Genomic DNA, 21510 nt, shown 5'->3' with positions numbered 1-21510 from the left:
TATGGCCAATGTTCTTGTGTTTCGAACCAACATTAACACCGATGAGCGTATTCACCGGGCCGCCTGCCGATTGTGTCTGCTGAAGGGAATCTGTCGGTGGCGTATCGATCTCGACGATGTAGCGGGCATGCCAACCCAATGTATCCTGCGCATTGAGACCGAATCGCTCACTGAAACGGATGTCATTCGGCTATTAACTGCTGCCGGGTTGCAATGTGAGGTCTTAAACTAATCACCAATTAACTAACCAGTTCCAATGATCAATTACCTGTACAAAGTAGCTTTAGCCATCGGCCTGAGCACCGTATTTTTCTCCTGTAGTAAAGACGATAACCCAATTGTTGTTCAGCCACTGACGGCCGTTACTGTTAAAGATATAGCCGCCGACCCGTCCAGCACGACGTCCGCAACGGGCCAGCAACCCGTTGCCGCCACGGGTAAATTTGCACTCTTCAGTCTGAAAGATAACAAGCAGATCGCTAATACGGACTCGGCAACGAACAAATGGGATATTGGTTTTCGGGGAACAACCATCATTGTCAATGGTGGGCCTATTCGCGCCGGGCAGGGAGGTGCTTATATCTATACCGGTACATTTGATGAATTGACATCTGTACCCACATCGGCCACTTTCAGTCAGGACCAAAGCGCTACCGTCTTGGCTATCACCACGGGTTCGGGGAAAGGGTGGTACAATTACAACCAGACGACCAACATTATCTCACCCATTCCAGGCAAAGTATTCGTTATCCGAACCGGCGATGGTAAGTACGCGAAAATGGAGATTCTGAGTTATTACCAGAATGCACCGGCTGCTCCAGATGTCAACAGCGTTCCTCGCTATTTCACCTTCCGGTACTTATACCAGCCAGACGGCAGCCAGACATTCAAGTAAAAATGCCACTATACCTAAACCCACTATACCATACATGCAAAAAGGACACCTGCACAGGTGTCCTTTTTGCATGTATGACGTTAATCGTTTATTCGAATGGATTGCCGTCGTAGGTAACGCTGGCCAGTTTTTTATCCAGGTAATAGATTTGATCAGAAGGAATCTGGTCGATCAGTTCGAGGCAACGACGCGCAATGTACTCTTCTTCCATTTGTTCTTTCACGAACCATTTCAGAAGTTCTTCGGTAGCGTAATCACTTTCACGGCGGCAAATGCCAATGATCCGGTTGATCGAATCGGTGACGGCAATTTCCTGATCAAGAGCGCCTTCGAAAAGCGAACGTAGCGTATCGAACTCCTGGCTTACGGCCGGAACTTCGGGCGAATACGCCGTAGCTCCCTGGTCGCAGAGGTAATGAAACAGCTTCATCGCATGTTTACGCTCTTCTTCCGACTGGTTATAGAAAAATCCCGCGCTATGATCGAGGCCGTTTCGATCACACCAACCCGCCATCGCCAGGTACTTCGACGACGATACCATTTCCATTTGTATCTGTTGATTCAGGGCCAGTTCAACGCTTTCCTTAACGGAACTGCGTAATCTTGCTAAGTCTTTCATACGGGTGACTAATTTCGGTGAGACGTTTATGAAACAAAACAACATAAAAAAAGCGGGGGTTGTTATGCGCCCGCTTTTTTTATGAGAAATTTAGAGAAAGTCTATTTACGGTTAGCTGGCCGTTGTACAGCCACATTCGCGAAGCATAGCGTTTAATTCCAGCATGAGTTTAGCACCGGTCAAAAGCTCACGTAGGTGCACAATTTCACAAAGTGTCAACACATAACACCGCTCGGAACGAGGAGGTGTCAGAATTTCAACATCATCAGCGGCAGCGGTACTTAAGGCCATCTGCCGAATGTCGACTGTTTCGACCATGCGCCTAAACTGAGCGAAATCACGTGCCGATAAGGGCGTATGCGTATCCCAAAACTCCAGAATCAACCGATTGCTCGCATCACACTGATAGACAACACCTCTATCGGTTCGGAATACTTCCTGATACGTCGCAGCTATTTCTTTGCCCACCATTTTCAAAAATGAATAAACAAAGATACAAGGCATTTCTTAGTTTAGAAACACTCTAAACAATATTTTTGCGCTTGTTCGCTAATCTGTCCAGTAAACGGTAATTCCTGGGCAGCGGTATCATAAATCAACCCATTTTAATTATACTGTACTGGTTCCTTTTACCCGTTCGGATAAATCATCGAGTACCTGTGCCAGTTGAAGAAGTTGGCCAACCAGACCCACGTCCGATGATTCATTAGCCGCTTGTTTGGTCAGCTTGCTCAGCGTGTGCAATGACCCCGAAATCTTTGCTGTTTTGCTTTCTTCCAGGGCTTGCTTAAGTGAAAACAATTCATCGGCAACGTTTTCGAGGGTGAGGTTGCCTTCACCAAGGGCGTTGCTCCACTCGTTTATTAACTCATTCACCGGGCTGATGTGTTCAGCGTCTTGCTGGAGTCGTTGCAACGTTCTGGCCAGCAGCTGTTGTGGATCCTGCTTTGTTTGAGTTGACATAATGGTACAAGGGGGTTAATTTACGATGTTTGGTTCACGGCATGCTGACGCAAATCCAGGGTCAACCCACCGTAAACCAAATACCGATACGTCTTACTTAGGCAATGGCATATCCTGCAAATCTTCGTCCGTCAGCTTGATCGTTGCCGCCTTGACGTTTTCTTCCAGGTGCTTCACCGACGACGTGCCGGCGATGGGTAGCATAACCGGTGATGCTGCCAGTAGCCACGCCAGCGCAATCTGGTAATCAGTTGCACCATGTCGTTGAGCTACTTTCTTGATTGCATTTTCAGCTGCCACATTACCGGCATTGAGCGGAAACCAGGGAATAAAGGCGATGTTGTTCTGCTCGCAGTACTTGAGTACGTCATTCCAGCGCTGCTCGCCGAAGTTATACATGTTTTGTACCGAAACGACGTCGAAGTATTGCTTCGCTTCTTCGATCTGGTCGATGCCTACTTCCGATAAGCCAATGTGCCGGATTTTACCCTGCTGCTGGGCTTCCTGTAAAAAGCCGAGAAATTCTTCTGAGGGAACTTTCGGATCGAACCGGTGAAGCTGGTACAAATCGATTCGCTCCAGTTTCAGGCGTTTAAGGCTACCGTTCAGCGCTTCTTCGAGGTGTTTACGGCTGCCATCCACCGGCCATTGGTTGGGACCCGTGCGGAGTAATCCGCCTTTTGTACCGATAACCAGGCCATCTGAATACGGATGAAGGGCTTCGGCAATCAGTTCTTCCGACACGTGCGGTCCGTAACTATCGGCTGTGTCGATGAAGTTAATGCCCAGTTCAAGGGTGCGTTTCAAGACCCGAATGGCCTCGTCATGATCTTTGGGAGGGCCCCAGATACCTTCGCCCGTAATTCGCATGGCTCCGTAAGCCAGTCGATTGACAGTCAGATCGCCACCAATCGTAATCGTACCAGCTTGAGTGGCTGGTTGTTGGTCTGTTGCTTGCATGGGTATTTCTACTTGTTTACCAGTTGAACACCACCTGTTCAGGCAGCGTATCTTATGCATAAACCAACAGAAATCCTTTTTGTATGAGTTGCCGCCTGAAGTTTTTAAGTTTACCGCTTCTCAATGCCGTCGAGTACGCGCCGGATGACATTGGCCCGCTGCATGAAATCGAGCGATGTGTGTACATCCTGATCATCAATCACCTGCTTGAACTGCTGTAAGAACTCAATATAGGCGGCCAGCGCATCCGAGACATTCGCCCGGTTTTGATCGAAAATGGGGGCCCACATGGCCGGGGAGCTTTTGGCCAGGCGCACGGTGGAGCTAAAGCCAGTGCTGGCCATGTCGAAAATAGCCTGCTCATCTTTTTCCTTTTCCAGAACGGTCAGGCCCAGGGCAAAGGCGCTAATGTGACTCAGGTGCGATACATACGCCAGATGCAGATCGTGTTCCTGCGGGTTCATGTAAAATAATCGCATGCCCGCATCCCGAAACAGGCTTTCGGTGAGCGTCAGGCTATCGGGATGGCTTTTCTCGCGGTCGCAGATAATCAAGTTTTTACCCGCCAATAACTCTTTAAAAGCGGCTCCCGGACCAGAGTTTTCGGTACCCGCCATCGGATGAACGGCTACGAACTGCGCCCGTTTGGGATGGGCATCGGCCACATCGCAAATAAGGCCTTTGGTCGAGCCAAGGTCTATTACGGTTGCTCCCGGTGGTAAGTGATCGAGAACGGTGGGTAGCAGGTCGATAATAATATTGACGGGCGTTGCCAGAACCACGAGTGTGCTTTGAGCAACGGCTTCTTCGAGCGGCAGCACTTCGTCGACAATGCCTTTTGCCAACGCCAACTGCCCGTTCACAACCGATGTATCGACGCCGATAAAGCGCATTTTGGGGTACTTCTCTCGAACGGCCAGGGCAAATGAACCGCCCAATAAACCTATTCCTATAATGCTGACAACCATCTGAATTGCACCGGCAACCCGGCAGGATTTTTATGATTTTTTGATGGGCTATTGAGGCATCTTCAGACGGGCTGTTGCTTCCTCTATACGCTCCTTTGGCAAGCACAACGACACGCGCACGTAGCGGTTGCCTTTCGGCCCGAAAATAAAGCCGGGCGCAATGAACACATGTTTTGTCAATAGCAGATCATCGACCAGCGCTTCGGCAGACGGTACTGACTCGGGCAATTTAGCCCAGATAAATAATCCCTCCTGATCGGTGGAGTAAGTACAGCCCAGCGTATCCAGCAAGGCATGTATGGCATCCAACCGGCCCTGATAAACGGCGTTCCGCTCCCGGTGCCAGTCATCGGAGTTGGTGAGGGCTTCGGTAGCCGCGTCCATCAGGGGTTTGAACTGCCCCGAATCCACATTGCTTTTTATGGCCAGCACCGAATCTACGTACGGCTTGGCCCCCGCCATCCAGCCAATGCGCCAGCCCGCCATGTTGTGCGACTTACTCAGTGAGTTAAGTTCAATGGCCACCTCTTTGGCCCCATCAACAGACAGCAAACTAATGGGTGGCTTCTTGTTCAGGATCAGGCTGTAGGGGTTGTCATGGCACAACAGTAGTTTGTGATCATGCGCAAAGCGAACCGCCCGCTCGAACAGGGCGCGGGTAGCAGGGGCACCGGTTGGCATATGCGGGTAATTCATCCACATAATTTTGAACGGATGCAAGGAATCGGTATTGACCACCATGTCTTCCAGAATGTTCCAGTCAGGTTGCCAGCCGTTATTTTCCATAAGTGGATATTCCTGAACAGAAGCACCAACCATCGCACTCACGGCCCGATACGCCGGGTAACCAAGCTCAGGCACCAGCACCCCGTCGCCCTCATTCAAAAAGGTAAGCGAGATGTGGGTAATGCCTTCTTTGGAGCCAATGAGTGGTAGAATCTCCGTATCGGGGTCGAGTGGAACGCCGTACGTATGTTTATAAAACGAAGCGATGGCCTGACGAAAGGCCGGTGTGCCTTTATACGGTTGATAACCATGGGCCGTTGGTTGCTGAACGGACTTGATGAGGGCATCAATTGTATTAGGTGACGGCATCAAGTCCGGATTGCCAATGCCCAGATTGATCACGTCATGACCAGCCGCCTGAAGGCGACGGACTTCGGCCAGTTTTACTGAAAAATAATATTCCTGCGTTTGGTCGGCGCGGTGAGCAAGAGGGATAATCACTTCTGAACCGGAATTTATGGGATTTTTTCGATCTCCCAGATTGTATAAAAAGACGAATTAGTAAGGTACCATCAATGTACAAAGATACTAGTCGGTCCAATGCGACGAAGCATCACAGGTTTGTATAGTCGAAATCAAAGCTGGCCAGACAAGTCAGGCAAATTTCGTCGGGTTGCCGGTGCAATTCAGACAATATTTCAGGAGGGGAGCCAGATGCAATGACTGCATCATTTCGCCCGTATTGATGATTGCAATGGCTCGCTCCAGCGATACCAGATGGACGGTAATTTCCTCCGTCGATTCGAGGTGTTGGGCCTGTTTCAACTCAACCCCCGTTGCCAGAAAGGCATGCGTTAGGTTAGAATGCGTGCCTGGGTTGGCTGACAGGGTCATCAGTGGTTCCCAGTGGCCTCCGCCAAAACCGGTTTCTTCCAGTAGTTCGCGCTGGGCCGCAACAAGTGGGTCCTCGCCCGCATCAACCACACCCGCACACAACTCATAATGGACACCCGCAAGGCCATGCCGGTATTGCCGAATCAAAACCAGTTGATTGTCGGTCGTAACAGCGACCACGTTGACCCAGTCAGGGTATTCGAAAATGAAATAATTAGGAATTGTACCACCGTTTTCCATACGAATGGCTTCTTTCCGAACCGTGAACCACGGTAATTGATGGATGTATTCAGATTGTTCGACCTGCCAGGGCCGGGGATCATTGTCGGGAGTCATAGCTGCAAAGGTAGGCAGACCTGGCGGACTAATGCATCCGTAACCTGCAGGTATTGTTCCCCGTCATAGTCGATAACGCCGTGTCTGACGGCCATTTAGCCAGGTCATGCCAGGGGAAATGTATCTGAAATCGTAGCTTTTTTGCGAAAATCATATTAACCAACCTGCCTGATTCGTTCTAGAGAGGACTTTTGCTTTTGCGAATTTCGTTCGTACAAATTGAAACCTGATGAAGAACATCATTGCCCTTTTCGCTACTGCGTCCTGCCTTTTCTTTTCGTCCTGCCATCGTCCCGTTGCCTATTTTCAACCGACCTCCCACCCGGCGGCAGCCAGAATGCCAATCGAGCAGCCAGTAGCGCAAGCAGACGCATCGGTTTCAGATTCAGTCATTCAGCTAGCAACGCCAGTGGCTGTTGTACCGCAACCGGCTACGTCCGCTGTTGCCAGCCGAATTAGCCAGCCTACCCAAACGAAGCACATCGAACGCCGGATGCATCGGATAAACTCCCTGTTAACGAAGCCTACCACCGAATCTACGGAGCATCAACCGGGCCCTAAGCCCAAGAAAAAACTCAAATTAGGCAACCAGATTCGTCAGAGTCTGGGTATGAAGCTTCGGCCTGAACTTAACTGGTGGCAACGCATTAGCTGGAAATTGAAAGCCTCTGTACTTGTCATTCTGGTAGCGGTCTTATTTGCCATTTTACACGTTACCATACTCGCTATCATATTCGGTATTGTGGGAGCATTCCTGCTCATCAGCGGCCTCAAGCGGTCATTTAAAGTGAGACGACCCTGGTTTTGACCAGACTGCTTTCCTGTAAAGTCATCTTCTCAACACTGACTTTACCCTTACTAAATCCAACCCCTCCCCTGGGTGGTTACGCAAACGTTTTAACCACAGAGGCACAAAAAACACAGAGAATAAGCAATTGAAAATCAACATTGAAATCTCTGCGTCCTCTGTGCCTCTGTGGTTAAAACTTCTTGTATTTAAGGCAATCGTTTCACCGCTTCGTAGATCAACTGAATGTACTTTTTACGGTCGATATCATAGACGAACTCTACGTTCGGGGTTTTCTTCAGGACATCGAAAAAATCGACGACCGTTGTGCCCGCCGTTAGGCTGCCATTCACTTCAACATCGACATAACAGGACTTCGATATGAACATCGATGGGTCAATCAGCCAGGCAATGGCGCAGGGGTCGTGCAGCGCTGCACCCCCGTTCAGCTCGGGCCGTTCGCGCCGGTAATAAATGGAAAAGAAGTCCATCAGTTCGGCAACCACCTGCCCCGACTTATTCCCAATCGCCCGGAACCGCTCGATGTCATCCTGAAATACCAACGCCTTGTGCGTAACATCTAAACCGCACATGGTTATGGGTACCCCAGATCTGAAGACAATGGCTGCCGCTTCGGGATCAACGTAGATATTGAATTCGGCGGTAGGCGTGATGTTGCCCCGAAAGGCACCACCGCCCATGAGCGAAATGCGTTCGATTTTCGGTTTCAGGTGTGGATACGCCAGCAGGAATGCCGCAATGTTCGTTAATGGCCCCGTTGGGACAATGGTTATTTTTTCCGAACTCGCCGTCAGAAGAGCGGCCATCGCTTCGATGGCCGACAGGGGTTCGGCTTTCAAGACGGGCTCCGGCAGAATCGGTCCGTCCAGGCCCATTTCTCCATGCACATAGTCGGCAATGATGAGCTCCCGGAAGAGGGGTTTCTCACTGCCTTTATACACCGGAACATCAGCCTCGATCAGCGTGATGATCTTCATCGCATTCTTCAGCGTTTTTTCCTGGGTTTGGTTGCCCGCCGATGTGGTGATGGCTTTGATGTCAAACAGGCCGCTGCCAAACGCGAGCATCAGCATGACCGCATCATCGTGCCCGGGGTCGCAGTCAATAAGGATGGGTATTTTCTTCATAAGTTGCCAGTTAGGATGATTTAGCTCAGGAGGGCCGTTCATTCAGGTGCTAAGATACAGTCATCGGTTCTTTGTGTAGCGCCCCATTACCGCGCCGTATTGCCAATATATAATTCACGGGTCAGGGAGTAATCGGTTACTTAACCTTCCTTAAGTATATTTAACTATTTTTTAATTATAATTTTGGACTGTTTCAGCGCAATTTTACGGTTTTATGGGTAGTAAAGCGCGTCGATATTGAGGCCCTGTTCATCGAATGATTTTCCGAAAAACAATCCTATACCTGCTGTGTGTCTGTTCGGTTGTAACGGCCTCTGCACAGACAACACTGACCTTGCGGCAAACACTTCAGCAAGTGCGGGAGAATAGTCCGGCCCTCCGTGTTGAGCGGCTGAATATCAATGCCGCCCAGGCTGACCAGATTACGGCCAACTTACGACCAAATCCTGTTCTGAATAACCAGACGCTGTTCCAGCTTCAACAAACGCCGGGAACGTTGGCACCGGGAATGGAAGGCGCTGGGGTACTGAACCGCCAGCGACGCCAGTTCTGGTTACAGGCAACCAAGGAGTTTGATATTCATAACAAGCGCACGTATCGAAATCGATTTGCCGAAGCCAACACGAATCTGGCCGTTCGGAGCGTGGCCGAAACGGAGCGGGGGTTGCTGTTCGATGCGGCCAATCGGTACCTGGATGCCTGGTATGCGCGTATTCAACTGGCTTTGTTACAGCGGGCTAAAGCCAATGTCGACACCCTGGTTCAGTTAAATCGGGTTCGCCTTAAAGATCTGGTTATCAGTAGTACCGATCTTACCCGAACGCAGCTGATCTCGGATCAGTACGATATCCAGACCCGGACCGCTCAGCAGGACCTTCGCAACCGGTTGAATGACCTGCGTCTGGTGATCGGTGCGGCCGACAGCATCAACGTGGCGCTCAACGACTCGATCATCAATCCCGCCTTTACCAATCCACTGAGTTTGTATCCGTCTGTCAATGCCAGTGCAGACAGTCTGATGCAACTGGCGGCTACAACCCGCACCGATGTACGCGCGGCTGAGGCTAACCTGGAATCGGCCCGGCGCAATGTCGATTTGCAGCAAGTGCTGGCCAAACCGCGCAACGAAGCTGGCTTGATCTGGAACCCCCAGAATGCAGTTCCTTATGCCGGTGTTTTTCTAACCCTCGAACTGCCCGTTTATAGCCGTAACCAGGGCGAGATTCAGAAGTCGCGGGTGTTGCAGGAACAGGCCGGACAGGCGGCTGCGCTGGTTCAACGGCAAATACGGGCCGAAGTACAAACGGCTTATCAATCGTTTGCGACAAGTCGCCAGAATATCGAACGGTATGTCGGGATTCGGCGCGATGCCGACCGGGTGCTGGCCTCCGTTCGGTACGCGTACCTGCGGGGCGCTACGACCTTAATTGACCTGTTGCAGGCGCAAACGTCCTGGTTCGATACGCAAACGGCTTATTATCAGGCGCTCTATACCCACCGTCAAAATTACGTTCGGCTGTTGTACGTAACCGGGCAAATTAACGCTTATTGACAATGAAACTTCACCCACTACTTCTGTTGGCTCTTTTGACGGTTGCCTGTAAAGACAAGCCAAAGCCAGTCGTTACATCCATACCTCACCCAACGATCAGCACCGATGGGGCACGCATCACGTTTCCCGATTCCTTGATGATGAGCCCTTTCACGACCCAGCCCGCCAGGTCGGGAGCGATCCGTACCGATTTTTCGGCACCGGGTCATGTGGCAGCTATGGTGGTGCGCTCAACTGAAAATCCGGCCGAACGGCTCGTGCTCTTCGATGAACCAAGTTTGTCCGAGAATTACACGGCCATTTTACAGCACCGGATCAATATCCAGACGGAGCGCGGCAACCTGGAACGGGTAAAGGATTTGCAGGCGCATGGGGCCGCATCGGGTAAAGAAGTGATTGAAGCCCAAACGCAACTGGCCAACGAAGAAGCGGCCATTATTTCGGACGAAGCAACGCTGAAACTGGCGGGTTTCGATCCTGAAGCCCTCCGCAAAGCCCGTCCGAATACGATTCTGGTGGTGTGCGAAATACCGGAAAACCAGTTTGGCAGCATTCGGAAGGGATTGGCCTGTACACTCAACTTTACGGCTTTCCCCAACGAGCGGTTCGTGGGCGTCATTGATAATGTGAATGACTACGTCGACAACACGACCCGCCAGATCAAGCTACGTATTTCGGTCGCTAACCCCGATGGCCGCCTGAAAGCGGGCATGTTCGCCCAGGCAGAATTTGGCGTTTCGGAAGGCAACCTGATGACTGTCTCTCGGGATGCGATCGTGACCGTACAGGGGCGCGATTATGTCTTTATCCAAACGGGCCCAAGGGCCGTCGAACGGCGAGCCGTTGAACTGGGGCAGCAGCGTGCCGACCGGGTGGTGGTGCAGAACGGACTGAAGGAAAATGACCAGGTCGTTACGGCCAATGTGCTGCAATTGAAAGGATTAAGTTTTGGGTATTAGTGGCTGGGCCAAGCTCATGCTTGGCCCCTACCAGCACTTTATAAGGCCAGGCGGGAGCTTGGTCCAGACGAAATAGATGATTCAGAAACTAATAATTTTTTCCCTCAAAAACCGCTGGATCGTCGTTGGTCTTGCGGTGGCGATCATGGGGCTGGGGTTGTGGTGCTTCAAATTACTCAAGATCGAAGCCTACCCCGATATTGCTGATACCAATGTTATCGTCATCAGTAAGTACGATGGCCGGGCGGCAGAGGAAGTCGAACAGCAGGTAACCATCCCGATCGAGCGCGTGCTGAACAATGTGCCGCACGTAACGGATCGCAGGTCGCGGACGATTTTTGGCTTGTCGGTGGTGCAGTTGAACTTTGACGAAACGGTTACGGATTACTTCGCCCGGCAGCAGATCATCGAGCGGCTCAGCAGTGCCCAATTGCCCGACGGCGTTTCGCCGGAACTGGCGCCTTTAACCACGGCCGTTGGCGAAATTTATCGCTACGTTATTGAAGCGCCGGCGAGTATGACGCCCATGCAACTGCGCGATTTGCAGGATTGGGTCATCATCCCAAAATTGCTTCAGGTGCCAGGACTGGCTGATGTAACCACGTTTGGGGGGCCGATCAAACAATACCAGGTCATTCCGGATCCAGCCAAGTTGCGGAAGTTTGATTTAACCTTACAGGATGTCATCGAGGCTGTTCAGAAGAATAACCAGAACACCGGAGGGAACATCATCTCCCGAGGAGGACAGGGCTTCGCGGTACGTGGGCTGGGCGCGCTCAAGTCGCCCGACGATGTGCAGAACATTGTGCTCAAAGCGAATGAGGGCGTACCCATTCTGGTCCGGGATGTAGCCAGCGTTGAAATAAACCCACCGTCCCCTTCGGGCATTCTGGGCTACCGAATTCCCGACGAAAAGCTGGACGTAATTGGGGCCACCGAGGGAATTGTGTTACTCCGCCGGGGCGAGAACCCAAGCGAAGTACTGGAATTGCTCAAAGAGAAAATTGCGGATCTCGAAGCCCGCGAACTGCCCAAAGGGGTTCATTTGCGGGTATTATACGACCGGGGCTTTCTAATTGACCATTCTCTGGAAACGGTTGCCCACACGCTGATCGAAGGTATTTCTATCGTGGCGATCCTGCTGGTGCTGTTTCTGGGTAGTCTGCGGGCCGCGCTGGTCGTTACGGTGACCATTCCCTTTTCGTTGCTGTTCGCGTTTATTTTGATGAAACTGGTTGGCATTCCCGCCAACCTGCTGTCGTTGGGCGCTATCGACTTTGGTATCATTGTCGATGGGGCCAGCGTTATGGCGGAACACCTGATCAGGCGATATCGATCATCGGGCCCGGCCGACCGGAACCAGGGAATTGTGAATGTTACGGCCCGTTCGGCCGGGGAAGTAGCCCGGGAAATCTTCTTCTCGGTGACCATCATCATTCTGGCATACATGCCCATTCTGTTGATGCAACGCGTTGAAGGAAAGCTGTTCAGTCCCATGGCGCTGACGCTGTCATTTGCCGTCATTGGTTCGCTGATTTGCGCCTTGACGGTGATCCCGGTCCTTATCTCGTTTGCCTTTCGTAAGGTGCTGGCCCCCGACGGTAAACCGCTGAAAGAACATAAAAACTTTCTGCTGTCGCCCCTGGAGCGTGGCTATCGATGGCTGCTGACATCGACATTATTTCGGGTACCGGGTCTGGTCGTTGGGGTTGGCATGACGATTGTGTTGGTTATGGTTGGCTTTGGCCTGAAACTCGGCACCGAATTTCTACCCGAACTCGATGAAGGGTCCATTTTTATGCGGGCCTTTATGCCATCGGGGATTACCATTCAGGAAAACGCCAAGATTTCTCCCAAGATTCGGGACATTATTAGTACTTACAAACCGGTCAGCTTTGTCATTACCCAGTCAGGGCGTAATGATGACGGTACGGACCCGTTTCCAACCGACCGCACTGAGATCCTGATTGGCCTGAAAGATTATAGCACCTGGTCGGATACGATTTCGAAGAAAGAGATTGTACGCTCCATGCAGGGAAAATTGCAGGAAGCTTTTCCGGGCGCTTTCTTCTCATCGGGGCAACCGATCATCGACCAGGTTATGGAAATCGTGACGGGTAGCGCAGCCGATCTGGCGATTTCGGTAGTCGGAAATGACCTGACGCTGATGCGCGCTAAAGCCGATAGTATTGCGGCTCTGGTAAAGGGCATGAACGGTGCCGTATCCGTGAATATTGAGCAGGAGGGGCCCCAGGATCAGCTGGCTATCAAAATTAACCGGCCGGCGGCAGCGCGTTATGGGATCAACGTGGCCGAGATCGAAAACATGATCGAAGCCGCCATTGGCGGTAAAGCCATCGGGTCCATTTACGACGAAGCCAAACGCTACGATATCGTGGTGCGATTCACCCCCGAAAGCCGGGGTAGCATTGAGGCCATTCGGCTATTGCAGGTGCCCTCGGCAACGGGTGCGCTCGTCCCCATGAGTGAACTGGCCGACATTCGGTACGTGCAGGGCCAAACAAACATTTACCGGATCAATGGCAAGCGCATGGTGACGGTCCGGACCAACATTCGGGGCCGCGATCAGGGCGGGTTTGTGAAAGAAATCAGCGAGAAAGTGCGACAGCATGTCAAAATCCCGGAAGGGTACAGCGTCATCTACGGCGGCCAATACGAAAACCTGGAGCGGGCTGGCGGGCAGTTGGCTGTTTCTATCCCGCTGACGATTGTGGTGGTCTTTCTATTCCTATTCATGTTGTACGGAAACGTCCGCGATACGCTCTTAACCCTGACGTGTCTGTTGTTTGCGTTGGCTGGTGGCATTGGCGCATTGCTGCTTCGGGGATACAACTTCAACGTTTCGGCGGGGGTGGGCTTCGTGTCGATCTTCGGCATTTCGGTGATGGCGGGTGTATTACTCGTGTCCGCACTAAACCGGAATCTGATTAATAACCCGAAGTCGTTGAAAGAAATCACCATCGAAACGGCGCAGGAGCAATTCCGGGCCATCATGGCGATCATGGTCGTGGCGATCATCGGTCTTGTGCCAGCTGCCATTTCGAGTGGTATCGGCTCCGACGTTCAGCGGCCCTTAGCGACGGTCATTATTGGTGGCCTGACCACGACGCTGTTTTTCGCCCCACTTATTATTCCTCCTTTATTTTACCTCGTTAATCGCCGACGGCCCCGCCCAACGGCCCTGGATTCGTCCGGACATCCCACACCGGAGCCGATAGAGGAGGGAACGGAGATGTAAGGAATGTACCAAACAGCTAGAAGCTGTTTGGTACTTCCAGGATAATTTTGCCGATATGCTCACTACTGGTCATCAACTCCTGGGCTTTGGCCGCTTCGGAGAGGGGAAACGTGCGATAAATAATCGGCTTAAAGCGGCCATCGGTTAAGAGCGGCCATACCTGTTTTTCAACATCGGCGGTCAGGTTGGCTTTGAAGTTGGCATCGCGCGGCTTTAGCATACTGCCACTGATGGTGATCCGCTTTTGCATCAGCGTTGGAATATGAATCTGGCTGTCGGCACCCTGCATGGCGTTGATAAACATAAGCCGACCGTCAGTGGCTAACAGGCGCAGGTTCTTTGGTGTATAATCTCCGCCAACCATATCCAGAATAACATTGACGTCTACGTCTTTCAGTATTTTCTCAAAATCCTCTTTCTTATAGTTGACGCACTTTACAGCGCCTATCTGTTCGCAAAAAGCGCATTTCTCGTCGCTGCCCGCTGTAGCGTAGGCACTGGCACCAAAGGCTTTGGCTAGCTGAATGGCGGTTACACCAATGCCACTGCTACCCCCGTGTATCAATAGGTTTTCTCCGCTGGCCAAATGACCCCAGCGAAAAACAGTCGACCAGACGGTTAGAATCGTTTCGGGCAAAGATGCCGCTTCAACAAAGGTCAGATTCGACGGTATGGGAAGGCAGTGCCGCTCGTCTACCGTTACATAATCGGCATAGCCCCCTCCACTAATCAGGGCGCATACCGCGTCGCCGACCTGCCAACGGCTGGTGTCGGGCCCGCACTGCTCAACAACACCCGCTATTTCCAGGCCGGGAATCTGCCCCGTAGGATCTGTTCCATAACCACCCGTTCGCTGATGAATGTCACTTCGGTTTACGCCTGCTGCCCGCACATGTATGAGAATCTGTCCTGATTGAGGTTGTGGAGTAGGCCGTTCCTGTAGCTCAAGAACGGAGCCGTCGCCGGGACGGGTGATTATGACTGCTTTCATACCTACATAACCATTACGGTCGCCTTTTGTCAGGAAAGAAAGCTAACCCAGAACTGAAAGTACTCTTTTATCAAACCACTCTATCGAAAAATGAGTAGTTGGTAGAAGACCATACAAACAGGATGATGACTCAACCCAATCAATCTATTTCCGATGTAAACGATGCCGTTCGTAAGCAATTAATTGCCTTACTGACTGGTAGCAACGCCCATCAGTCGTTCGACGATGCTGTTCAGAACTTGCCGGCCGAACTTCGTGGCGTAAAGCCCGACAAACTGCCCTATAGCATCTGGCAACTCGTCGATCATATTCGCATTGCTCAATGGGATATCCTCGAATTTTCTCGCGACTCCAGCCATCAGTCGCCACCCTGGCCATCGGGCTATTGGGCAAAAGAACTGGCTCCGGCCGATGAGGGTGCCTGGCAGCAGGCGTTGATGCAAATCAGGGAAGATCGTGATGCGTTTGTCACGCTATTGAACGACCCCGACCGAGATTTATATGCTCCCTTTGCTCATGGCGATGGTCAGAACCTGCTCCGAGAAGCGCTGCTGATTGCCGACCACACGGCTTACCATGTCGGCGAAATTATCATTATCCGGCGCTTACTGGATGCGTGGAAGAAATGACGAATGATAAGTGATGCATGATTGCCTCCTGAAAACGCTGGTATTAACGCAAAACCGGCCCGTGTGAGGACACGGGCCGGGCACGTAATCATTCATCATTCTTAGGCAAATTTCTCCAACTGCTTCACCAGCACATTGAAATCTTTTGGATATGGCGCTACAAACGTTTGCTCTTCGCCGTCCAGCATCGCGAAGGTGAGCGAGTGAGCATGCAGCGCAACCCGATGAATGAGCGGAAGTTCTTCCGTGCCTTCTTTCAGGTTGAAATTTCGCTTTATATCGGATAAAAAGACGGGCTTCCCGCCGTATGTCGGGTCGTTGACAATGGGGGCTTTCAGGCACATCAAATGCACCCGAATCTGGTGCATTCGACCCGTAACAGGCATACACTCGACCAGGGTCGCTGTCCGGTACGCCTGTAACGTGTTGAAAATCGTTTCGGCTACTTTCCCGTGTTCACGGTCAATCCGAACGGCAGTTCCGTCTTTAATGGGTGAAATGGGCAAGTAGACCGAAATACCTTCAAAGTTATGCACCCCGTTCGTCACGGCATGGTAGCGTTTTGTTACTTCCCGGTGTTCAAACTGCATCGCCAGGTGGCGGTAAGCCTCCGGATTTTTAGCGATCGCCAGAATACCCGACGTCTCTTTGTCGAGCCGATGTCCGAGCTGAGCGTCGGCATGGTACGCTTTGGCCAGGCGCAAAATACTCTGACCACCCCGGTCGGTTGTGCGTTCGTCGAGCGAGGCTACGTGGGGCGGTTTGTTGATCAATATGTAATCCTCATTTTCGAAAATGATGAGGTCTTCAAAGACTAATTTCATGGTATTGGGTTTACGGTATTTGGTTTACGGTTTATCCTAAAGCTATCCGGCTGATAACCGGATACCCTAAACCGTAAATTGAACACGTCAAACTAAACACAAAAAGCCTCCTCCCAGTCGGAAGAGGCTCAGAGTAAACTATCTTACTAAAGACTATGCCGTCAGCGTACCGCGCTCGTAAGCCTTTTGAAGGGTTGCTTCCAGACCATTTTTATTGATGGTCTTAATGGCCGACGTAGCCACTCTTAAGGTTATCCATTCGCCGGTTGATTCGACGAAGAACCGCTTTTTCTGCAGGTTCGGGAAGAATTTACGCTTGGTTTTATTGTTAGCGTGAGAAACGTTGTTTCCCGTGCGTGTGCGCTTTCCTGTGATTTGACAAACTCTGGCCATTACCGTACTCGTTTTCCGTTTGAGGGCGCAAAATTGGCTAAATAATTCATAATCTGCAAGTCATTGCTCCTTTTTTTTGAATCCGTAGGGGCAATGACGGCATCCGCTCTTGCAGCAATGGCCCCGTTTAAGGTGGTAGGCAGCCGTGAAAACCACAAACCCTTCGGGGGTGTAGTAGAAATCGTCATCGGCCAAACCGGGAATTTTTTTCTTACGAGGTTGCACGGGCCTGATTTTGGGCGTCTGTTGAAGAAACTGTATTTTTGAAAGCCAACGGGTTATTGTACTACTTAGTTGCACAACGTTGCCAGCTCGGCGTCAACAAACTCACTTAACCGCCTTTTATTATGATACACGAACCAACAACGCCCATCTCGTCTGCCGATAAGGCCATGCAACTGGAATGGAAGTATGGCGCGCATAACTATCATCCCATTCCGGCGGTGCTCACGCGGGGTGAAGGCATCTTCGTTTGGGATGTAGATGATAAACGTTATTTCGATTTTCTGTCGGCCTACAGTGCGGTGAGCCAGGGGCATTGCCATCCGCGCATTATCAAGGCCATGATGGAGCAGGCCCAGCGCCTAACCCTAACGTCGCGGGCTTTTTACAATGACAAAACCGGCCTTTGCGAAAAATACCTTTGTGACTACTTTGGCTTCGATAAAGCCCTCATCATGAACTCCGGTGCCGAAGGGGGCGAAACAGCGCTCAAACTGACGCGCAAATGGGCGTATAAAGTCAAAGGGATTCCGCAGGATCAGGCCAAGGTGGTGTTTGCCGCCGGGAATTTCTGGGGGCGCACACTGGCAGCCATTTCATCGTCCACCGACCCCAGCAGCACCAATGACTTCGGCCCCTTACTGCCGGGTTACATTATTATCCCCTACGATGATCTCGGAGCGCTGGAAGCTACGCTGAAGAGCGATCCAAACATTGCCGGCTTTATGGTTGAGCCTATTCAGGGTGAAGCGGGCGTCGTGGTGCCCCATGAAGGCTACCTGCGCGGTGTGCGGGATCTATGCACAAAATACAACGTACTATTTATTGCCGATGAGGTGCAAACGGGCATCGGACGAACCGGTAAGCGTGTCGCCTGCGATCACGAAGGTGTAAAACCTGATCTGCTCGTGTTGGGGAAAGCGCTCTCGGGTGGTACGATGCCGGTATCGGCCGTTATGACGTCCGACGAAGTTATGCTGACCATCAAACCGGGCGAGCACGGCTCAACGTATGGCGGCAACCCACTGGCCTGCGTTGTCACGATGGAGGCTCTTCAGGTGGTTGAAGATGAAAACCTGACGGAGAACGCTGCGGCTGTGGGCGAAATTTTCCGTGCCAGAATGACGGCTCTGAGCCAGAAAACGGAACTTGTCAAGTCCGTTCGGGGTAGAGGCTTGCTGAACGCTATCGTGATTCAGGAGCGCCCGGACCTCGGCGAGGAAACGGCCTGGGAAATTTGCCTGAAGCTGAAAGACAATGGCCTGCTGACCAAGCCAACCCACGGGGATAAAATTCGGTTTGCGCCCCCGCTCGTCATCAACGAAGAGCAAATGCACGAAGCCTGCGATATTATCGAGAAAACGATTCTCGCCTTCTAACGTTGAGACACGATTAAGTGGTGTAAGGACTCCCAGGTCGACATAGACACCAACGTTTATTACACAAACAATGAGCGAAATGAACACAACCAGCATTGGCATTATAGGCGCCGGTAACATTGCCCAGGGGTTTGCCAGGCACGTGGCGAAGGCTGGCTACCCGGTACTCATCAGTAACAGCCGTGGCCCCGAATCACTGGCTGATCTAGTCACTACGCTTGGTAATGGGATCAAGGCGGGTACGGTAACGGATGCCGCACAGGCGGATGTTGTTCTGCTGGCTTTGCCGTGGCAACACTTAGAGGAAGGGCTTGCCGGTTTACCGGACTGGAATGGCCGTATTGTTATCGATGCCACCAACTTTATTGTTTTCCCGGAGTTCAAACCGGCCGACCTTGGTGACAAGACATCGAGCGAAGTAGTTACCGAACTGGTGCCCGGCGCGCGGGTTGTAAAAGCATTCAATACACTCGATGCGGCCATCCTGGCGGCTGATCCGCATGAAGCGGGTGGGCAGCGGGTGCTCTTCTTTTCAGGAGACGACACGGATGCCAAGAAAATAGTCGGTCAGTTGATCAAGGCTATCGGCTTTGCCGGTATTGATCTGGGCGGACTCATTGCGGGTGGAAAATTGCAGCAGTTTGGCGGGCCTTTGCCTACCCATAACCTGATTAAATTGCCCAAGTAAAGCACTTGGTTGGACTAGTACTAATAAAGGGGGCCTATACGTACATATAGGCCACCTTTATTAGGCTGTTCTTAAGCGCTCACTTCACGGGTTGTCCATTTCTGAACGTCGCCACAATTTTGTCGCCATCGGCGAAGTAATAGGTTCCCTTTCCGTTCGGGATATTCTTCTGGAACCAGCCCGCATATTTATCGCCGTTTCGGTAGTAGTACACCCCATAATCGGAACGAAGGTTATCGCGGAAATTACCTTTGTATTTCAACTTGCCGTCGGCATAGTATTCTACGCCCTCACCGTGCTTGTCGCCTTCCTCAAACTCGCCAACGTAGCGTTCGCGGGTAGGGTAAACAAACGTGCCTGTCCCGTCTTCGCAATCGCCGGATACACAGCCGACTGTCGCCGAGCTACGAACGGGAGCCTTTGGGGCAACAACGGGTCGGGCAGCAATCGCAGGTGTATTTGTTGGAGTAATTGCCTTCGGTGCCATTGCCACGGGTGTTTTTATGGCCGTACGGCTTTTGGGATACATGGCTTCCGCTTCCAGCCAGCCTTTCCGAATAGCCTCAATACGGGCTGGTTTTGCCGGATGGGTCGATGTGGCGTGTTCGTCGCCGAGGGCGCGCACGGCTACTGTTGCCTCATCCAGAGAAGACCCTAGCTGGTGTAGCACAAAGCCCGAAAACTTATCGGCTTCAATTTCCTTGATTGGCTGACCACCTCGCCCGTCAATCGTATGCCCCTGCAAATGGTGGCCAATTTCGTGCGCCATGATGCTGATCGCCGACCAGTCGGTTTCGGTTTCTTCTTCGATTTGCGCCATGAAAGCACCATCGTAGACAATAAACCGCTGGCCTTTGAGCACCGTAGCAAAGCAGTTGTCGGTGTTGGAACACTCGATGACTTTGAAGTTTCGAATTAGGCCAATGGGTCTCAGAATCCGATCAACTACTTTCTCGGCATGGCCATTGGAGGCCGTTGTTGGCGAGCAGACTACCTGCGGGCCAATTTTACCGCCTGTATAACTACAAATGAACGCGCCAGACCCTAAGGGCAACGTATTGGTCTGGGCAAACAGGGGGCCAGCGAGGGCCGTACTTAACAAAAGGGCAGGTAAAGATAAAGCCGCTCTCACAGGCATAACCGGGTGGGGTTAATCGTTCAACACGGCAGAATAACGACGAAAACAGGCTGGCTATTTTAAGCGGTGAACAGGAAAGTTTTCTGGCTGGTCATTTAAATCGCTGTATGGCTACTTTGCCTTTGGCTCCCACGGCATAACAGGTACCTTTGGCGCAGGCTACCGAATGAAAACCGTCCGTATCGAGCCGTTGCCAGGTTTGTCCCTGATCGGCAGAGAGGCTCGTACCCGACGGGCCAACGGTAAGCAATCGGTCGCCGGGGAGCAGCGCAACGGCTTCTTTCAGGCCAGGCGGGTCGGTTGGGGTGAGGAGCGTCCAGGTTTGCCCACCGTCGCGGGTGATGGCGCCATTCGGGCCGGGCTGCTGCTCCTGTTTATAATTTCCACCGACGACCACGCCTATTTTTTCAGTAAAAAAGTGCATCCCAAATAAACCGATGGCTTCGCCGGCGGGCAATGGTGTGTTGCTGACTGCCCAGGTTCGGCCCCGATCTTTAGACCGAAACACGCGCCCAAACACACCCCCACCCGACGCAATCCAGACGTTTCGTTTACCCTGCACAACGATACTGGTACCACTGGCGGCAAAAGCGGCTTCGTTCGGTTCCATAACGGGCAGGCTGGTTGGTGGTAGGGGTTGCCAGGTCTTGCCGCCATCGTCGGTGGTCAAAATGAACCACCGGCGTCCAACGGCTGCATCGGTCAGGGGGTCGCTGAAAACAATCCCGTGTTGATCGTCCCAGAAATCAATTCCGTCGAAAAACACACCTTCTTGCTGAGTTTGGTATTGAAGTGTCCAGGTCTTGCCGCCGTCCGTCGTTTTGTAAAGTCGGGCCTGCCCTTTTTCGGCAGGGCCAGCGCTCATCAGATAAGCGGTTTGAGCGTCAATTGCCTGAACATCGCGGAAATCGCAGAGTTGAGCATCGGGAACCGTGCCGGTTTGCCAGGTCTTTCCCCCATCCGTCGTATGAAGGAAAGTACCTTTTGTACCACCAATCCAGGCTACATCGGCCCCGGCCACACTAACGGCCCGGAAGCTGGCATCGGTACCAACGGATTGAGATTGCCACTGCGAAAAAGCGGGTGCACTGAACGACAGTGCACCTATAAAGAGACCAATGAGCTGTTTCATGAAAGATCAATTGACTGCAAAGTGGCAAATTTTGCCGGGAAAGCCAGT

At 51.9% G+C, this 21510-nt stretch carries 23 protein-coding genes; 9 read left to right on the top strand and 14 right to left on the bottom strand.

From position 1 onward, the window contains the following. The first annotated feature begins 1 nt into the window (after nt 1). A complete protein-coding gene (locus ACYVAM_RS11050) occupies nt 2-232 on the top strand; it encodes a hypothetical protein (protein WP_461066837.1) in 231 nt (76 codons plus the stop codon). A gap of 24 nt (nt 233-256) precedes the next feature. Continuing rightward, entirely contained in the window at nt 257-895 is a 639-nt protein-coding gene (locus ACYVAM_RS11045) for an HmuY family protein (protein ID WP_461066835.1), read from the top strand. An 88-nt stretch (nt 896-983) separates the two neighbouring features. Here ACYVAM_RS11045 and ACYVAM_RS11040 read toward each other — a convergent pair whose 3' ends face one another. From ACYVAM_RS11040 to ACYVAM_RS11010, 7 genes are all read right to left on the bottom strand, one after another. Further along, on the bottom strand, nt 984-1514 hold the full coding sequence (locus ACYVAM_RS11040) for a ferritin (protein WP_461066833.1): 531 nt from the start codon (nt 1512-1514) through the stop codon (nt 984-986). 111 nt (nt 1515-1625) lie between these two features. Next, nucleotides 1626-2018, bottom strand: coding sequence for a hypothetical protein (locus ACYVAM_RS11035; RefSeq protein WP_461066831.1), 393 nt, complete (start codon nt 2016-2018; stop codon nt 1626-1628). Between the two features lie 105 nt (nt 2019-2123). Then, the gene (locus tag ACYVAM_RS11030; protein ID WP_461066829.1) at nt 2124-2477 is read right to left on the bottom strand and encodes a hypothetical protein; all 354 of its coding nucleotides are present in this window, start codon (nt 2475-2477) and stop codon (nt 2124-2126) included. A 93-nt stretch (nt 2478-2570) separates the two neighbouring features. Continuing rightward, complete coding sequence (locus ACYVAM_RS11025; protein WP_461066827.1) at nt 2571-3437, bottom strand: aldo/keto reductase; 867 nt, start codon at nt 3435-3437, stop codon at nt 2571-2573. A gap of 110 nt (nt 3438-3547) precedes the next feature. Next, nucleotides 3548-4405, bottom strand: a complete 858-nt coding sequence (locus ACYVAM_RS11020) for a prephenate dehydrogenase (RefSeq protein WP_461066825.1) — start codon at nt 4403-4405, stop codon at nt 3548-3550. A 48-nt stretch (nt 4406-4453) separates the two neighbouring features. Continuing rightward, on the bottom strand, nt 4454-5632 hold the full coding sequence (locus ACYVAM_RS11015; RefSeq protein WP_461066823.1) for a pyridoxal phosphate-dependent aminotransferase: 1179 nt from the start codon (nt 5630-5632) through the stop codon (nt 4454-4456). A gap of 153 nt (nt 5633-5785) precedes the next feature. Continuing rightward, nucleotides 5786-6361 carry an NUDIX hydrolase gene (locus ACYVAM_RS11010; protein WP_461066821.1) on the bottom strand — a complete coding sequence of 192 codons (576 nt, stop codon included), beginning with the start codon at nt 6359-6361 and terminating at the stop codon, nt 5786-5788. 229 nt (nt 6362-6590) lie between these two features. Between ACYVAM_RS11010 and ACYVAM_RS11005 the strand changes: the two genes are divergently transcribed. Further along, nucleotides 6591-7169, top strand: coding sequence for a hypothetical protein (locus tag ACYVAM_RS11005; protein ID WP_461066819.1), 579 nt, complete (start codon nt 6591-6593; stop codon nt 7167-7169). 188 nt (nt 7170-7357) lie between these two features. Here the strand turns inward: ACYVAM_RS11005 and ACYVAM_RS11000 are convergent, their stop codons facing one another. After that, entirely contained in the window at nt 7358-8296 is a 939-nt protein-coding gene (locus ACYVAM_RS11000; protein WP_461066817.1) for a nucleoside hydrolase, read from the bottom strand. 256 nt (nt 8297-8552) lie between these two features. On the opposite strand from ACYVAM_RS11000, the gene ACYVAM_RS10995 reads away from it, so the two are divergent. From ACYVAM_RS10995 to ACYVAM_RS10985, 3 genes are all read left to right on the top strand, one after another. Continuing rightward, the gene (locus tag ACYVAM_RS10995; RefSeq protein WP_461066815.1) at nt 8553-9848 is read left to right on the top strand and encodes a TolC family protein; all 1296 of its coding nucleotides are present in this window, start codon (nt 8553-8555) and stop codon (nt 9846-9848) included. Between the two features lie 2 nt (nt 9849-9850). Further along, entirely contained in the window at nt 9851-10807 is a 957-nt protein-coding gene (locus tag ACYVAM_RS10990) for an efflux RND transporter periplasmic adaptor subunit (RefSeq protein WP_461066813.1), read from the top strand. Nucleotides 10808-10883: 76 nt separating this feature from the next. Continuing rightward, nucleotides 10884-14066: an efflux RND transporter permease subunit gene (locus ACYVAM_RS10985; protein ID WP_461066811.1), complete on the top strand. Its 3183-nt coding sequence runs from the start codon at nt 10884-10886 to the stop codon at nt 14064-14066. 16 nt (nt 14067-14082) lie between these two features. On the opposite strand, the gene ACYVAM_RS10980 is transcribed toward ACYVAM_RS10985, so the two are convergent. Continuing rightward, entirely contained in the window at nt 14083-15057 is a 975-nt protein-coding gene (locus ACYVAM_RS10980) for an NAD(P)H-quinone oxidoreductase (RefSeq protein WP_461066809.1), read from the bottom strand. Nucleotides 15058-15179: 122 nt separating this feature from the next. On the opposite strand from ACYVAM_RS10980, the gene ACYVAM_RS10975 reads away from it, so the two are divergent. After that, nucleotides 15180-15686, top strand: coding sequence for a DinB family protein (locus tag ACYVAM_RS10975; RefSeq protein WP_461066807.1), 507 nt, complete (start codon nt 15180-15182; stop codon nt 15684-15686). A 101-nt stretch (nt 15687-15787) separates the two neighbouring features. Here the strand turns inward: ACYVAM_RS10975 and ACYVAM_RS10970 are convergent, their stop codons facing one another. The 3 genes from ACYVAM_RS10970 to ACYVAM_RS10960 form a co-directional block, all read right to left on the bottom strand. Beyond that, nucleotides 15788-16510 carry an RluA family pseudouridine synthase gene (locus ACYVAM_RS10970; protein WP_461066806.1) on the bottom strand — a complete coding sequence of 241 codons (723 nt, stop codon included), beginning with the start codon at nt 16508-16510 and terminating at the stop codon, nt 15788-15790. Nucleotides 16511-16663: 153 nt separating this feature from the next. Further along, nucleotides 16664-16903: a 50S ribosomal protein L28 gene (gene rpmB, locus ACYVAM_RS10965; protein ID WP_461066803.1), complete on the bottom strand. Its 240-nt coding sequence runs from the start codon at nt 16901-16903 to the stop codon at nt 16664-16666. Between the two features lie 60 nt (nt 16904-16963). Then, entirely contained in the window at nt 16964-17128 is a 165-nt protein-coding gene (locus ACYVAM_RS10960) for a DUF5522 domain-containing protein (protein WP_461066801.1), read from the bottom strand. 122 nt (nt 17129-17250) lie between these two features. Between ACYVAM_RS10960 and rocD the strand changes: the two genes are divergently transcribed. Together rocD and ACYVAM_RS10950 are read left to right on the top strand one after the other, a co-directional pair. After that, nucleotides 17251-18504 (top strand): ornithine--oxo-acid transaminase, encoded by a 1254-nt coding sequence (rocD, locus tag ACYVAM_RS10955; RefSeq protein WP_461066799.1) that lies wholly within the window; start codon nt 17251-17253, stop codon nt 18502-18504. Nucleotides 18505-18574: 70 nt separating this feature from the next. Next, on the top strand, nt 18575-19192 hold the full coding sequence (locus tag ACYVAM_RS10950; RefSeq protein ID WP_461066798.1) for an NADPH-dependent F420 reductase: 618 nt from the start codon (nt 18575-18577) through the stop codon (nt 19190-19192). Between the two features lie 79 nt (nt 19193-19271). On the opposite strand, the gene ACYVAM_RS10945 is transcribed toward ACYVAM_RS10950, so the two are convergent. Both ACYVAM_RS10945 and ACYVAM_RS10940 read right to left on the bottom strand, forming a co-directional pair. Continuing rightward, entirely contained in the window at nt 19272-20330 is a 1059-nt protein-coding gene (locus tag ACYVAM_RS10945; protein ID WP_461066796.1) for a M48 family metalloprotease, read from the bottom strand. A 91-nt stretch (nt 20331-20421) separates the two neighbouring features. Then, nucleotides 20422-21462 carry a WD40/YVTN/BNR-like repeat-containing protein gene (locus ACYVAM_RS10940; protein ID WP_461066794.1) on the bottom strand — a complete coding sequence of 347 codons (1041 nt, stop codon included), beginning with the start codon at nt 21460-21462 and terminating at the stop codon, nt 20422-20424. Nucleotides 21463-21510 lie beyond the last annotated feature (48 nt).

It is taken from the genome of Spirosoma horti (genome assembly GCF_054776595.1).
Note: the sequence above shows the minus strand (reverse complement) of the source record. Positions and strands in the feature narration are given on the sequence as shown.